This is a genomic window from Acetobacter sicerae, assembly GCF_011516765.1.
Taxonomy (GTDB): Bacteria; Pseudomonadota; Alphaproteobacteria; order Acetobacterales; family Acetobacteraceae; genus Acetobacter; species Acetobacter sicerae.
Map to the genome: position 1 here is coordinate 145,001 of NZ_JAAABN010000005.1, position 13,353 is coordinate 158,353.

The following is a 13,353-nucleotide window of genomic DNA, read 5'->3' on the forward strand; positions in this document are numbered from 1 at the left end:
ACTTCCCTCTCTTGCGATCGACTCTGACTGGCTCAGGAAGCCTGCAGACGCTTCTTTGTGGATCTCATCATAAAGAACACGGACAGGATCATTACGAACGCGATATAAATCAAGAAGATTGTTGTGTTGTAAAAAATAACCGCAGTCAGTGCGACAATTGCGCAACTCAGGGCGAGTGCTGGAAGGATCGGATAGAGCGGCGCACGGTAGGAACGCTCCATGTTCGGCTCCTTGCGACGCAGCACGAACAGGCTGATCATGCTGAGAATATACATGGTCAGAGCGCCGAAAACGGACATCGTGACGAGTGTGGCCGTCAGGGACTGGCCAGCAATCGAAACAACATCGTCAGAGAAAATAGCAGCGATTCCCACGATTCCACCCGCAATGGTGGCGACGTAGGGCGTCTGGAAACGCGGATGGAGTTTTCCCAGAACCGCAGGAAGAAATCCGGCGCGGGCAAGGGCGAAGATCTGACGGGCGTAGCCCATGATGATGCCGTGCAGGGAGGCGACCAGACCGAAAAGTCCAAGCCATACCAGCATGTGCAGCCAGCCGCTGTTGGTTCCGACAACGCGTTTCATGGCTTCGGGCAGAGGATCGTTCAGATTCGCCAGCGCTTTCCAGTCGCCAACGCCACCGGCAAAGATCATGACACCGAAAGCAAGAGAAACGAGCGTCAGCACACTTGCGATATAGGCCACGGGAATCGAGCGTTTTGGATCTTTCGCTTCTTCTGCCGCCATCGCCACGCCTTCAATGGCGAGAAAGAACCAGATGGCAAAAGGAATGGCGGCAAAAATGCCTCCCATCGCCTCAAGACCGAAATGGGGAGCAACGCCCCAGCCGTCATGGACGAAATTACTCCATGAAAAGGCGGGTGCGACCACACCCATGAAGACCAGAAGTTCGATAATGGCGGCAATGGTAACAAAGAGTTCAAAAGATGCCGCAATGTGAACGCCAATAATGTTGAGCGCCATGAAGATGATGTAGGCGCCCACAGCTGCAACTTTTGGCGACAGGGCTGGAAACTGCACGTTCAGATACGCACCAATCGCAAGAGCGATTGCTGGGGGGGCGAAGATGAACTCAACGAGAGTCGCAAGGCCGGCAATCAGTCCACCCAGTGGACCCAGCGCACGGAAGCTGTAGGTGAAGGGGCCGCCTGCATGGGGAATGGCTGTCGTCAGTTCCGTAAAACTGAAGATGAAGGACGTGTACATCAGGGCCACGAAAATCGTGGCGACCATGAAGCCAAGCGTTCCGGCTGTTCCCCAGCCATAACTCCAGCCGAAATATTCGCCGGAAATCACAAGACCGACACCGATGCCCCATAAATGGAAAGCGCTCAGTGTCTTGTGGAGTTTTGTCGCACCCGTTGTCATGCGCGTGTGTCCTTATCAAGAGCGGGTGGTGCCTGTTCGAGAAGTGTGCTTCCCGGTGCGTCATCTTTCAGATCGACGCCTGTCAGCTTTCTCTGCCTGGCCTCGCGCATCAGCCAGGCGAGTTTGTCAGCCGCTACGGCTGTGTTCAGGCCATGTGGGTGAATGTTGGAAAGGCAGTTGCGGGCCGAATCCGGACAGCCAACGCGTGGCGCATATGTGAGATAGGCGCCCATGCTGTTCGCAACGCTGAGGCCCGGACGTTCGCCGATCATCATGACGACCATGCTCGCGCCCATGGCGGCGGCGATCTCATCGCCAATGGCGACACGGCCTTCCTTTGCGATAACAAGAGGCGCAATCGACCAGTCTTTCAGGCGCTCTTTCATCGCGTGGTACAGGGCGACCGCGCCTTCAGTCGTGGCGACGGATGAGAGACCATCCGCTGCGACAAACACGGCGTCCCAATTGCCTTTTTTCAGACCGGCAAGACTTTCTGCATCAAGACGTCGTCCCAGATCAGGCCGTCGCAGATAGGTCGGGCGATCCGGTGCCCGGCTGTGAACGATCAGGTAGGGCTCGTCCTTCAGTTGTGCCTGCATCGTGTCGATGTCGAGAGGCGCGTGCACTGCGTCACGCGCCTGCGCATGCGCCGCCTGAAAAGCAAGAACATCCGTGCTGCGCTGCGCATTTCCGCTACGGCCCAGCCCGATGCGTGCGCGGGTCAGGGAGCGCAGTCCGTGCCATGGGTCCGGACTGCCGCCTTTGGTCGGTGAGGTGGGGAGCATCTTGTCTGTCATGTCAGGCAATCATCTGGCCAAGAAGTGTCTGGCTGGGAGACAGAGGCAGCATTCTGTCATTGCCACTGTCATACAGGCCCATTTTTTCAAGCCACGCAGTGAATTCCGGCGCCGGTTTCAGATTCAGCAGCGTCCGTAATGTCAGAATGTCGTGGAAGGACAGGCTCTGATAGTTGAGCATGATGTCATCCGCGCCCGGCACGCCGATCAGGAAGGAAATGCCCGCCGTCCCAAGCAGCACCATCAGGTTGTCCATGTCATCCTGATCGGCCTCGGCGTGGTTGGTGTAACAGGCGTCACAGCCCATCGGGACACCCATCAGCTTGGCGCAGAAATGATCCTCAAGACCGGCGCGGATGATCTGCTTGCCGTCATAGAGATATTCGGGACCGATGAAGCCCACGACCGTGTTGACCAGCAGCGGCCTGTAGGCCCGCGCAACGGCGTAGGCCCGCGCCTCCACGGTCTGCTGGTCAATGCCGTGATGCGCGTCGGCTGAAAGAGCCGCACCCTGTCCGGTTTCGAAATACATGAGGTTGTCGCCAACCGTACCGCGTTTCAGTCCCTGAGCGGCGTCATGCGCCTCCTTGAGAATGGCGAGGTTGACGCCAAACCCTTCGTTGGCCTTCTGGGTGCCGGCGATGGACTGGAACACCAGATCGACCGCGCCGCCGCGGTTGATGATCTCGATGGTGTTGGTCACATGGGTCAGAACGCAGGTCTGGGTGGGAATGTCGTAGTGCTGGCGGGCGTGGTCGAGCATGTCGAGCAGCGCCAGCCCGTTGGCGACGCTGTCGGTCGCGGGATTGATCCCGATGACCGCGTCACCCATGCCGTAGAGCAGCCCGTCCAGCGTGGAGGCGGCGATGCCCTTGAGATCATCCGTCGGGTGGTTGGGCTGCAGACGGGAGGCGAGGCGTCCCTCAAGCCCGATGGTGTTGCGGAACCGGGTGATGACCCTGATCTTGCGTGCAACGCTCATCAGATCCTGATTGCGCATGATCTTGCTGACGGCGGCGGCCATTTCGGGCGTGATGCCGGGCGCTACGGCGGCGAGTGTGGCGGTGTCGGCTTCATGCGACAGGAGCCAGTCACGGAAACCACCAACCGTCAGATGGGCGATGGGAGCGAAGGCGGCCTTGTCGTGGGTGTCCACAATCAGGCGTGTGACCTCGTCTTCTTCATACGGAACGAGATCGGTGCTCAGGAGGGTGCTGAGAGGCAGTTCCGCCAGTGCATAGCGGGCGGCCATGCGTTGACCGTCGGATGTGGCGGCAAGGCCTGCCAGTTCATCCCCGGATCTCTGTGAGGAAGCCGCTGCGAGCAGCCCTTTGAGGTCATCAAACCCGTAGCGTTCTCCGCCGAGCGTATGATGGAAGCTCATCCCGAAAGCTCCTGCCGTCCAGTTTCGGGCTAGGCCCGGCTTGTGTGATTGATGTCTGATGCGCAGAACGATGCGTTTTCGAAACATACCGGATATACGTCAAAACACCAAAGAAGAGGCGTTCAATCCGGAAGGTGTTTTCGCCGTGCAGAGTAGCTTTGCATGGGTCGTGTCAAAAAAACGGTTTTTTCGGAATCTGGAGGTTTTTTTGGTTGAGTATGAAGCAAATGGAAAATCGTAATCATGAAACAAAAGAACAATCAGCAATGTTTTGACATAAAAAATATGGAGGACGAAAAATGAAAAATATTAATCAACTGAAAATAAAGGAAAAATTATATGATCTGGCGTTGAATGGACATAAAATGATGCAAAGATTCCCCTGAAATACGTCTGTTTCTGTCCTGTGTGGTGCTCAAAGTCCGGCGGAATATCCGGCACAGGCATACGATGCTGGAGCTAACATGTTCATTTTTCTGGATAATGAGGCCTCCTCCCTCAATGTTGAGAGCTATCCCATCGAAATTGCCTGGGTAGGAGAGGATGGACGGAGTGAAAGCTTCCTGATCCGGCCGGAACCGGGGTGGACAGACTGGTCGGAGGAAGCCGAAGCCTTACATGGGCTGAGCCGGGACACGCTCATGCGGGAAGGCAGTCCTGCGGCCCTCGTGGCGCAGCGCTTTCTGGCGGCTACGGAAAACTGCCGGATTGTCACGGATGCGCCTGCATTCGATCGCGGCTGGTTGAAAAGATTGTGCACTGTTGTCGGGGAGAAGGAGCCCGCTGTCCATCCTGTGCTGGAAGCATGGGTGGAGGCACTCCGACTGGCGCACGGGGGCGCGTCGGCGGAGGAAGACGCCACGTTGCTGGCTCAGGTTCGCGTACGGGAAGAAAAGCGGACAGCACCCAGACACAGGGCTTTGCCGGATGCGCTGGAGTTGTGGAGAATCTGGAAAGATCTCCGGGATGGCGTGACGTAATAGTGATAGAGCGGGGCAGGCCCGAAGCGCATCAGGCCTGCCCGGTCGCAATTACTTGCGGAGAGGAAGCTCGCCTGTCAGGAACTGGGCGCGGCCAAGACCGAACGACCAGTGGGCGTCCTTGTTCTCCACCACGGAAATCATGACGTCGGACGACTTGATCCCGCATTCCGCTTCCAGACGGTCCGTGAGCAGGCGATAGAACAGAGCCAGCCCGCCATCGCCACGCGGACGGCTGAAGACCTGCAACAGCACCATGTTTTTGGTGCGCGGAATGTCGAGGCCCGTATCCTCAAGGATCATGTGTGACGGCTTGTGCTCGGTGACGATCTGGTAGCGATCGCCACGGGGCACCTGAAACGCCTCCAGCATGGCTTCATGCGTGGTGTCGAGCAGCTTCTTGATCTCGGCTTCGCTGCGGCCTTCGTAGACGTGAAAATGCAGAAGAGGCATGAAAATCTCCTTGTCTTGTCGGAAGGGAGCCGGGATCAGTCCAGCTCGGTAATCAGTTTGCGGACGGTCGCCACCATGTCACGCAACTGCTCAGGTGTCGAAATGAACGGAGGACCAAAAGAGATCGTCTCGCCGGTGCAGCGCAGGAGAAGCCCGCTCTTCAGCCCTTTTTCGAACAGTTCAAGACCTCGTGCGCCGGGCGCGCCTTCCCGTGGCTTCAGATCGACGCCCGCCGTGAGACCGATATTGCGGATGTCATGCACGATGGGCAGGTCGCGCAGGCTGTGAATGGCCTCCTCCAGCACTGGCTCCAGTGAGCGGGCGCGGGCGACCAGACTTTCCTCTTCCATGATGTCGAGAACCGTGTGCGCCACGGCAGCCGCCAGCGGATGGCCGGAATAGGTGTAGCCGTGCGCGAACTCGATCGCGTTTTCGGGGCCGGTCATGAAGGTATTGTAGATCTCGTCGCTCACGATCACGCCGCCCATCGGGACAATGCCGTTGGTCACGGCCTTGGCGAAGGTGATCATGTCCGGCTTCACGCCAAAACGCTGCGAGGCGAAGTTCTCGCCCATACGACCGAAACCGGTGATGACCTCGTCGAAGATCAGCAGGATGCCGTGCCTGGTGCAGATCTCGCGCAGACGCTCAAGATAGCCGATCGGCGGCACCAGCACGCCAGTGGAACCCTGTACCGGTTCCACCATGACCGCCGCGATGGTGGAGGCGTCATGCAGTGCGATGACACGTTCCAGATCCTCGGCCACCTCCGCGCCCCACTCGGGCTGCCCCTTGGAGAACGCGACCTTGGCGTGATCATAGGGGTGACGGATATGGTCCACACCCGGCGCCATGATCGTGGCGAACATCTTGCGGTTGGGGACAATGCCGCCGACCGACATGCCGCCCAGTCCGACGCCGTGATAGCCACGCTCACGGCCGATCAGACGGAACCGGCCGCCTTCGCCACGCAGTCGATGATAGCCGATGGCGGCCTTCAGGGCTGTGTCGGCGGCCTCCGAACCGGAGTTGGCGAAAAAGACATGCTCAAGTCCGGCCGGCGCCATGTTGGCGATGCGCTCGGCGAGGCGGACCGTGACAGGATTGGCAAGCTGGAAGCCCGGCGCATAGTCGAGTGTGTCAGCCTGCTTTTTCAGGGCTTCAGAGATCCGTGGATCGGCGTGTCCGAGCGGGGAGCACCACAGGCCGGACAGGGTATCAAACAGCTTCACACCGTCAGCTGTCGTGTAATAAGGCCCGCTCGCGCTCTCCAGAACGCGGGCCATGCCCTGTTCCTTGACCCGACGATTGGCCGTGAACGGCATCCAGTAGCGCCCTTCTCTGAGGCTTTTGGCGCAATCGAACTCGTTTTTCAGTTCAGGCATGCTTGAGGCTCCCGCTTTTTCCCCGCTCGGGGATATTCGCGTCTGTGTTACGTGATCATTGCGATTTCGTATAGACATGCGCGGCACATCTTTTCTGCCATTTCCTGTGACGCCAGGAGGACATGACGCAATCGGTAAAGGGAATGTCCCGCAGATCTATCAACGGACTGTGGTCAGAAGTTCTGATGGCGTCTTCCCTTCCCGGTGCTATTTTCCCGTCATGAAACAGACAGTCCTTCCGCTTTCCGATCATTGCAACGGAGAGATTTTCGTCAATTCACCTCTTCCGGAAGACTGGCGGGAAGCTCCAAGGCCTCCGGCCTGGCCTGAGCCGCCGGCTCCTCCGCAGTCGGCGGCTCAGGCAGGTAAAAAACGGCGGGGGGTAAGACCTCTGGTGTTTCTGCGCTGGATGATAGCGAGTCTTCGGGAAAAGCCGCCGCAAGACCTTGAGCCGGATGTGCCGGGAAATCCGCACGCCGTGCCGGGGCAGGGGGAGGTTGCTGTCACCTTTATCGGTCACGACACCTTCCTTCTCAGATTCCCATTGCCGGATGGCGGCACGCTCTCTGTTCTGACGGACCCGATTTTCTCGGAACGCTGTTCGCCCCTGCCGTTTATGGGGCCGAAGCGCTTCCGGCCGCCAGCATACCAACTGGCCGATCTGCCGCCCATCGACGTCGTTCTGGTCTCGCATTGTCATTATGACCATCTCGATCTGCCATCTCTGCGGGCGCTGGCCCGTCGGGACAATCCCGTGGTCGTGACGACGGCGCAGACGGGCGATCTGATTCGCAAGGCCGGTCTGTCGCGGGTGTCCGAACTGGACTGGTGGCAGAATGTGCGGATCGGTGACCTTGAGGTTGTATGCACGCCAGCCCGTCATTTCACGCAGCGTGGTCTGACTGACGCCGGGAAGCGTCTGTGGGGCGGCTTTTTTCTGCGCTTTCCGAAATCACAGGAAATTCCTTCTGTCTTCTTTGCGGGTGATACCGCGCACGGACCTCACTGGAAGGAGATTCGCACCCGGCTCGGCGCGCCTGATATAGCTTTGCTGCCGATCGGGGCGTATGCGCCGCGTCCGCTGCTTCGCAAGGTTCATACGGACCCGGTGGAAGCGGTGGAGGCGTTTCGGCAGTTGCAGGCACGTCACGGGATCGCCATGCATTTCGGAACTTTTCCGTTGTCGCAGGAGCCATTGGGTGAGCCGGAGCGTTGTCTCAGGGAGACGGCGGAATGGGCCGGACTTGCGCCGGACGCTTTTGCGCCGCTCGGGTTTGGTGAAACGCGCCTGTTACGCCGGTAGCGTCCTTCGCAGAGACGGACGAATAACGTAGAAGACCAGAAGCGCCTTCCGTGCGGGGCGTTGCAGTGGAACCGGGAAGGGAGAGCCAGATGCCAGAACATGAAGGCGAGACATTCGATCAGGCGGAAATCGAAGCCCTGTTCCTTGAGGCTGCGCGTGACGGTCAGACGGATCTTGTCAGCGAGTTCATCGCGGCGGGTCTGAGTCCTGACGCCACGAATGACAAAGGATACACGCCGCTGATTCTGGCCGCCTATAACGGGCGCGGCGAGACGGTGAAGCAGTTGCTCGAATCCGGCGCATCCGTTGACAAGACGGACGCCAAGGGTGCGACGGCGCTGGCCGGCGTGGCGTTCAAGGGCGATCGCCCGATTGCCGAAATCCTGATCGAGCACGGTGCGGCTGTGGACGCCGTCAACAGTGTCGGGCGCACGCCGCTGATGTTCGCCGTCATGTTCGGGCGCACGGATATGGTGCGTTATCTGCTTGAAGCAGGCGCTGATCCGGACCGGAAGGATGGCGAAGGCCAGAGCGCCCGCGAAATGGCGGTCACACAGGGACAGCCGGATATGCTCACTCTTTTTGGAATTTCTTCATGAGTCGTTTCTGGAGTCCGCTGGTTCATCGCCTCACGCCTTATGTTCCCGGTGAGCAGCCTCGTCTGACCAATCTGATCAAGCTGAACACCAACGAGAGTCCCTACGGTCCGTCTCCCAAGGCGATTGCGGCCATGCAGGCGGCGACCGACGAGACGCTCCGCCTCTATCCCGACCCGGCGTCTCTAGCCCTGCGTGAGGCTGTCGCCCGCCGCGAGGGGGTGACGGCGGATCACGTCTTTGTCGGCAATGGTTCGGATGAGGTTCTGGCGCACGCGTTCCAGGCGTTCTTCAACCATGGCGAGCCGGTGCTGTTCGCCGATGTGACCTATAGTTTCTATCCGGTCTATTGCGGTCTTTACGGTCTGCCCTTCGAGACCATTCCGCTCGATGACGGGCTGCGTGTGCGGATCGGGGATTTCAACCGTCCGAACAGCGGCATCGTGCTGGCCAACCCCAATGCGCCGACCGGGATTGCGCTGGGGCTTGGGGACATAGAAAAGCTGCTGGCTGCGCATCCGGACCGGGTGGTGCTGATTGATGAAGCCTATGTGGATTTCGGCGCTGAATCCGCTGTCTCACTTGTCAGCCGCTATCCGAATCTTCTGGTGGTCCAGACATTCTCCAAATCACGGGGACTGGCTGGCCTGCGTGTCGGTTTTGCTGTCGGTGATCCGGCCCTTATCGAAGGGCTGGTCCGTGTAAAGGACAGCTTCAATTCATATCCGCTTGATCGTCTGGCGCAGGCTGGCGCTCTGGCGGCCTATGAAGACGAAGAATGGCTTGCCGAATGCGTCAACAGGGTGATGGCGACCCGGACGGCTCTGTCGGGTTCCCTCGCGGAACTCGGTTTTGAGGTATTGCCTTCCAGCGCCAACTTTGTTTACGCTCGGCATCAGGATCGTGAGGCTGCCATGCTGGCGGCCGCGTTGAGAGAAAGGGCGATAATCGTGCGCCATCTTAAAGGCCCGCGAACATCATCCTGGCTCAGGATCACGGTCGGAACCGATGCGCAATGCGCAGCACTGGTGAAGGCGTTGCAGGATATCCTGCACAGAAATGATCAGTCGCCGGATTAACGCCGACTTCCATTTTCTGAACACTTCCCCGCACTCCGAAAAACAGACAGCCCTCTCACGTCTGTCGTTCTCGCCCGTCGGCAGGACTGGTCAGTCGTAAAGGACAGGTGAGAGAGTCTGTTTTTTCACTTTTTGTTAGAATCTGTCCTCCAGATATGGGGGTAACCTTTTGTCCTGCCTGATTGGGTTTTGAAACATGCGTGCTTTTCACGGCCAGCTTTCGGATAATCAGCCGATCCGCCGTACTCTTGCTGAGAAGCAGAAGCAGCTTCGTGACCTCAAGGAAACGCTGGCATCCATGAAGTCGCACACGGCTCCCGCCCTGCGGGACAGCGTGCGCAAGCGTATCGCCCAGCTTGAGGCCGAACTGACTGCGGCTCCCGCTCTGAAGTCTTCGTCCGACAATCGGACACAGCGTCCGGCTGCTGCCCGCGCAGGGGAAGCCCCCCGTCGGCCACGTAGTCGCATCCGTTCAGACCTGACGGGCTGAATGACTGTCCATGGCGCGACACCTGCGGGTGTCGTTGCCTGCCGGAATCATGATTTCGGCAGGCTCAAAGGTCCGGTGTCCCCGGACCTTTTCTGTTTTTACGGCGACCGATGATACTTGTCGGAAGAAAAGCCAATGATCCGTAAGCAGACGCTGTTCGCACCCGCAAAGCACCCAGGGCCTTGACCCGGATTAAACGGTTTCCAAAGGCGAGCCTTTGGCGGGGTGCGGGGCAGAGCCCCAGTAATCTACAAAGTCAGACAGAAGACCTGTCGGATCAGACACCCATCGCATGTTTGACGAACGCCTTCCGCAGACGCGGCAGACGCTGAACAGTCGCAATCCCGACATCCCTCGCTAAGCGCAACACCGGATTGTCGTTGCTGAACAGACGATCCAGCGCGTCGGTCGCCACAAACATCATCATGTTTGCAGGGCGGCATCGCGCCTGATAGCGGGCCAGCAGGGCCGGATTGCCGAGATCCTCCCCCTTGCCGTGCGCGGTGATCAGAATATCCGAAAGTGCGATCACATCCCGGAACCCGAGATTGAGACCCTGCCCGGCGATGGGGTGAATGCCGTGCGCTGCGTCACCCGCCAGCACAAGACGTGTGGCGGTGTAGCGCTGGGCATACTGCGCTGCGAGCGGATACACCCAGCGGCGACCCACTGGCGTGACGTCTCCCAGCCGATCACCGATGCGACGCTTCAGCTCGCGCTTGAACTGTTCTTCCGGGAGGGCGGCGATCCGCCGGGCCATCGCGTCCTTTTCACTCCAGACAATTGCTGAAAGATAAGGATGCTCGGCGGTCCCGGTCATCGGGAGCTGGGCGAAGGGGCCGCCCGGCAGGAAATGCTCCAGCGCGCCGTTGTCATGCGGGTACTCATGGGCGATCGCGCAGACGATGCCGCTCTGTCCATAGGCGAGTTTCGTGATGGGAATACCGGCCCTGGACCGTGTCCGGCTGCCGCGACCGTCTGCGGCCACAAGAAGCTGCGCCCGTATCGTGCGGCCATCCGTGGCTTTCACGGTCACGCCGCTTTCATTCCGCATGATCGAGACGTCGGCAGGCGCCAGCACCGTCACCAGCGGAGAATTGTGCAGCGTGGCGTTCAGGGCCACACGCAGGGCGCGGGCTTCCGCCATCCAGCCGAAAGGCTGCGTCGAGTCTTCACGGGTGAATTCAAGGGACAACGAGGAAGGAGGCTGGCCCGGTCTGCCATCCGTGACGAGAATATCCTCGATGGGGCAGGCGATCTGCGGAAGATGCTCCCAGACACCGGCGGCTTCGAGAAGGTTTTTTGAGCCGGCGGCGATGGCGTAGGCCCTGCCGTCGAATTCCGGATTCTCCATCGGCGGCAGCGCTGAGCGGTCCACGACAGCCACGGGAACCCCATCCCTGGCAAGGCGGCAGGCCAGCGTGGCCCCCACGGGACCCGCGCCGATAATGCAGACCGCAACGTCCGTGACTGTTTCGCCAGTGCCCTGTTCCGTCATGCTGGACATACCGAGGCCTCCATGAATTCAACAATTTATGCCGGGCCCGCATACGCAGAAAACAGCCCGGTCTCAGTGGCGGAACTCATGACATGCTTTGAGCGTTCGAGCTATCCCAAGCGATGTGTTCCATATGACGTGACAGGAAGGAAACAATATGCTTCCTTGGCAAAGCCATTACGGCATCGTTGTGAATTTTCTGGTGATTAAAGAGGAACTGGGATGAAGCTCGTCACGGCAATTATCAAGCCCTTCAAGCTCGACGACGTCCGCGACGCGCTCTCGCCGTTGGGGATCCAAGGGCTGACCGTGTCTGAAGTCAAAGGCTTCGGTCGTCAGAAAGGGCAGACCGAGATTTATCGCGGCGCGGAGTACCACGTCAGCTTTCTGCCGAAGATCAGAATTGAAATCGCAACCTCCGACGCGCTTGTCGATCAGGTGGTCGAGGCCATTCTTCAGTCTGCCCATACCGGGAAAATCGGTGATGGAAAGATCTTTGTCAGCGACCTGAACCGCGTTGTGCGTATCCGCACACGTGAAAGTGGTGACGAGGCGCTTTAAGCCTGTCCAGACCGGCGACATCCTCCGGGAAAGGCTGCCTGCCGGCAGCCTGCCGACGGATGGTGTCGGAAGTCATCCGGTCACTTCCTGAGACAATCTTTCACCAGTTCTTCTGTCGCGAAGCTCTCTCGCACCTGTCCCTCTTCACATTGACGCTTCGACAACCCATTATCCTCCCATGACCCAGAGCTTCACCGTTTCCGACGCCGCCGCCCGACGCATCGCCGAGATCATCGCGACGAAAGGGGCTGCCGAATCGACGTCCGCCCTGCGCGTTTCCGTTTCAGCGGGAGGGTGCAACGGCTTTCAGTACGAGTTCAGACTCGATCCGGAAACGTCGCCGGATGACTTTGTCGTCACCAGTCACGGTATCCGCGTCGTGGTCGATCCCGTCAGTCTGGATCTGATGAATGGCGGCGAACTCGACTTTGTCGACAAACTGATGGGCGCGCATTTTGCGGTGAAGAACCCGAATGCGGCCTCCGGGTGCGGATGTGGCACGAGCTTCTCGCTCGCCTGACGCAGTCGTTTCCTCCGCCGTGACCTGTTTCCTTCGCAGCAGAACGACAGCGCGGTCTTCCATCGGACCTGCACATACAGGTCCGTCCGCACACCCGGTTCACAAGGCCGCCATAACGCCATGAAAATTGCGACCTGGAATGTCAATTCCATCCGCCAGCGTCAGTCTCTTGTCCTCGACTGGCTGAAGCGCAACGAACCGGACCTGCTTCTGTTGCAGGAAATCAAATGCGAGGACCATCTGTTTCCCGCTTCGGTCTTTGAAGAAGCCGGTTATATCTCTCACTGTGTCGGGCAGAAATCCTACAATGGCGTGGCGGTTCTTTCCCGCCGTCCTGTCGAGGTTCTGGCTCGCAGCCTGCCGGGTCTGGGCGACCCTGAGCCGCCGGCGCGTTATATTGAGGTCAGGCTTGATTCCCTGACCGTGGGTAATCTGTATCTCCCCAATGGCAATTCCGGCGGTGAAGCCGGTTTTCTCGGCAAGCTGGAATTTCTGGACGCTCTTGCCCGTCATGCGGAAACCATGCTGCGGGCGGGCACGAATTTCATTCTTGCCGGTGATTACAATGTCTGTCCGACAGACCGGGATCTCGCCCCCGGCGCGCTGTCCGCCACGGATGCTCTTGTCCGCCCCGAAAGCCGTGCGGCCTTCAGGCGGTTGCTCTGGCTTGGCCTGACGGACGCCGTGCGGGCGCTTCATCCCGACGAGACGATCTATACGTTCTGGGATTATCAGGCCGGGGCCTTCAACCGTGATATGGGACTCCGCATCGACCATCTTCTGCTCTCGCCCGCCGTGGCGGAGCGTCTTGTCAAAGCGGAACCGGACAAGGCCGAGCGGGCGCTGCCTCAGCCGTCCGACCATGTTCCCGTCATGATCACGCTGGACTGAAAAACCCTCCAGCGTCAGAAAGGTTAAT

The 13,353-nt window shown here is 59.2% G+C and carries 14 protein-coding genes; 8 read left to right on the forward strand and 6 right to left on the reverse strand.

The window, feature by feature from the left end:
• Positions 1-32 precede the first annotated feature (32 nt).
• Genes eat through GVI59_RS07585 form a run of 3 tightly spaced genes read right to left on the reverse strand, consistent with a single transcriptional unit; the run spans position 33 to position 3,569 of the window.
• Complete coding sequence (gene eat / locus GVI59_RS07575) at positions 33-1,388, reverse strand: ethanolamine permease (protein WP_173573680.1); 1,356 nt, start codon at positions 1,386-1,388, stop codon at positions 33-35.
• A complete protein-coding gene (gene eutC / locus GVI59_RS07580) occupies positions 1,385-2,185 on the reverse strand; it encodes an ethanolamine ammonia-lyase subunit EutC (protein ID WP_173573681.1) in 801 nt (266 codons plus the stop codon). The genes eat and eutC overlap by 4 nt, the downstream gene beginning before the upstream one ends.
• 1 nt (position 2,186) lies before the next feature.
• Positions 2,187-3,569 (reverse strand): ethanolamine ammonia-lyase subunit EutB, encoded by a 1,383-nt coding sequence (locus GVI59_RS07585; protein ID WP_173573682.1) that lies wholly within the window; start codon positions 3,567-3,569, stop codon positions 2,187-2,189.
• Positions 3,570-4,033: 464 nt separating this feature from the next.
• Here GVI59_RS07585 and GVI59_RS07590 point away from each other — a divergent pair, with 464 nt between their 5' ends.
• A complete protein-coding gene (locus GVI59_RS07590; protein WP_173573683.1) occupies positions 4,034-4,549 on the forward strand; it encodes a 3'-5' exonuclease in 516 nt (171 codons plus the stop codon).
• 51 nt (positions 4,550-4,600) lie between these two features.
• Here GVI59_RS07590 and GVI59_RS07595 read toward each other — a convergent pair whose 3' ends face one another.
• Positions 4,601-5,002, reverse strand: coding sequence for a tautomerase family protein (locus tag GVI59_RS07595; RefSeq protein ID WP_173573684.1), 402 nt, complete (start codon positions 5,000-5,002; stop codon positions 4,601-4,603).
• A gap of 35 nt (positions 5,003-5,037) precedes the next feature.
• Entirely contained in the window at positions 5,038-6,387 is a 1,350-nt protein-coding gene (locus GVI59_RS07600; protein WP_173573685.1) for an aspartate aminotransferase family protein, read from the reverse strand.
• Between the two features lie 220 nt (positions 6,388-6,607).
• On the opposite strand from GVI59_RS07600, the gene GVI59_RS07605 reads away from it, so the two are divergent.
• From GVI59_RS07605 to GVI59_RS07620, 4 genes are all read left to right on the forward strand, one after another.
• Entirely contained in the window at positions 6,608-7,690 is a 1,083-nt protein-coding gene (locus tag GVI59_RS07605) for an MBL fold metallo-hydrolase (RefSeq protein ID WP_242013006.1), read from the forward strand.
• Between the two features lie 89 nt (positions 7,691-7,779).
• The gene (locus tag GVI59_RS07610) at positions 7,780-8,289 is read left to right on the forward strand and encodes an ankyrin repeat domain-containing protein (RefSeq protein WP_173573687.1); all 510 of its coding nucleotides are present in this window, start codon (positions 7,780-7,782) and stop codon (positions 8,287-8,289) included.
• Positions 8,286-9,365: a histidinol-phosphate transaminase gene (gene hisC / locus GVI59_RS07615; RefSeq protein WP_173573688.1), complete on the forward strand. Its 1,080-nt coding sequence runs from the start codon at positions 8,286-8,288 to the stop codon at positions 9,363-9,365. Before GVI59_RS07610 ends, hisC begins: the two co-directional genes overlap by 4 nt.
• Before the next feature lie 196 nt (positions 9,366-9,561).
• Positions 9,562-9,855, forward strand: coding sequence for a hypothetical protein (locus tag GVI59_RS07620; protein WP_173573689.1), 294 nt, complete (start codon positions 9,562-9,564; stop codon positions 9,853-9,855).
• 277 nt (positions 9,856-10,132) lie between these two features.
• Here GVI59_RS07620 and GVI59_RS07625 read toward each other — a convergent pair whose 3' ends face one another.
• Positions 10,133-11,362, reverse strand: a complete 1,230-nt coding sequence (locus tag GVI59_RS07625; RefSeq protein WP_173573690.1) for a UbiH/UbiF/VisC/COQ6 family ubiquinone biosynthesis hydroxylase — start codon at positions 11,360-11,362, stop codon at positions 10,133-10,135.
• Positions 11,363-11,575: 213 nt separating this feature from the next.
• Here GVI59_RS07625 and GVI59_RS07630 point away from each other — a divergent pair, with 213 nt between their 5' ends.
• From GVI59_RS07630 to GVI59_RS07640, 3 genes are all read left to right on the forward strand, one after another.
• Entirely contained in the window at positions 11,576-11,914 is a 339-nt protein-coding gene (locus GVI59_RS07630) for a P-II family nitrogen regulator (protein WP_077811719.1), read from the forward strand.
• A 178-nt stretch (positions 11,915-12,092) separates the two neighbouring features.
• Entirely contained in the window at positions 12,093-12,434 is a 342-nt protein-coding gene (gene erpA / locus GVI59_RS07635) for an iron-sulfur cluster insertion protein ErpA (protein ID WP_173573691.1), read from the forward strand.
• 120 nt (positions 12,435-12,554) lie between these two features.
• Entirely contained in the window at positions 12,555-13,325 is a 771-nt protein-coding gene (locus GVI59_RS07640) for an exodeoxyribonuclease III (protein WP_173573692.1), read from the forward strand.
• The last annotated feature ends 28 nt before the right edge of the window (positions 13,326-13,353 follow it).

What these genes read in the sequence shown, in the direction of transcription:
- eat (WP_173573680.1), bottom strand. Translation starts at nt 1,388, where the DNA reads ATGACAACGGGTGCGACAAAACTCCACAAGACACTGAGCGCTTTCCAT.
- GVI59_RS07590 (WP_173573683.1), top strand. Translation starts at nt 4,034, where the DNA reads ATGTTCATTTTTCTGGATAATGAGGCCTCCTCCCTCAATGTTGAGAGC.
- hisC (WP_173573688.1), top strand. Translation starts at nt 8,286, where the DNA reads ATGAGTCGTTTCTGGAGTCCGCTGGTTCATCGCCTCACGCCTTATGTT.
- GVI59_RS07625 (WP_173573690.1), bottom strand. Translation starts at nt 11,362, where the DNA reads ATGTCCAGCATGACGGAACAGGGCACTGGCGAAACAGTCACGGACGTT.
- GVI59_RS07605 (WP_242013006.1), top strand. Translation starts at nt 6,608, where the DNA reads ATGAAACAGACAGTCCTTCCGCTTTCCGATCATTGCAACGGAGAGATT.
- GVI59_RS07610 (WP_173573687.1), top strand. Translation starts at nt 7,780, where the DNA reads ATGCCAGAACATGAAGGCGAGACATTCGATCAGGCGGAAATCGAAGCC.
- erpA (WP_173573691.1), top strand. Translation starts at nt 12,093, where the DNA reads ATGACCCAGAGCTTCACCGTTTCCGACGCCGCCGCCCGACGCATCGCC.
- GVI59_RS07630 (WP_077811719.1), top strand. Translation starts at nt 11,576, where the DNA reads ATGAAGCTCGTCACGGCAATTATCAAGCCCTTCAAGCTCGACGACGTC.
- GVI59_RS07620 (WP_173573689.1), top strand. Translation starts at nt 9,562, where the DNA reads ATGCGTGCTTTTCACGGCCAGCTTTCGGATAATCAGCCGATCCGCCGT.
- GVI59_RS07595 (WP_173573684.1), bottom strand. Translation starts at nt 5,002, where the DNA reads ATGCCTCTTCTGCATTTTCACGTCTACGAAGGCCGCAGCGAAGCCGAG.
- eutC (WP_173573681.1), bottom strand. Translation starts at nt 2,185, where the DNA reads ATGACAGACAAGATGCTCCCCACCTCACCGACCAAAGGCGGCAGTCCG.
- GVI59_RS07640 (WP_173573692.1), top strand. Translation starts at nt 12,555, where the DNA reads ATGAAAATTGCGACCTGGAATGTCAATTCCATCCGCCAGCGTCAGTCT.
- GVI59_RS07585 (WP_173573682.1), bottom strand. Translation starts at nt 3,569, where the DNA reads ATGAGCTTCCATCATACGCTCGGCGGAGAACGCTACGGGTTTGATGAC.
- GVI59_RS07600 (WP_173573685.1), bottom strand. Translation starts at nt 6,387, where the DNA reads ATGCCTGAACTGAAAAACGAGTTCGATTGCGCCAAAAGCCTCAGAGAA.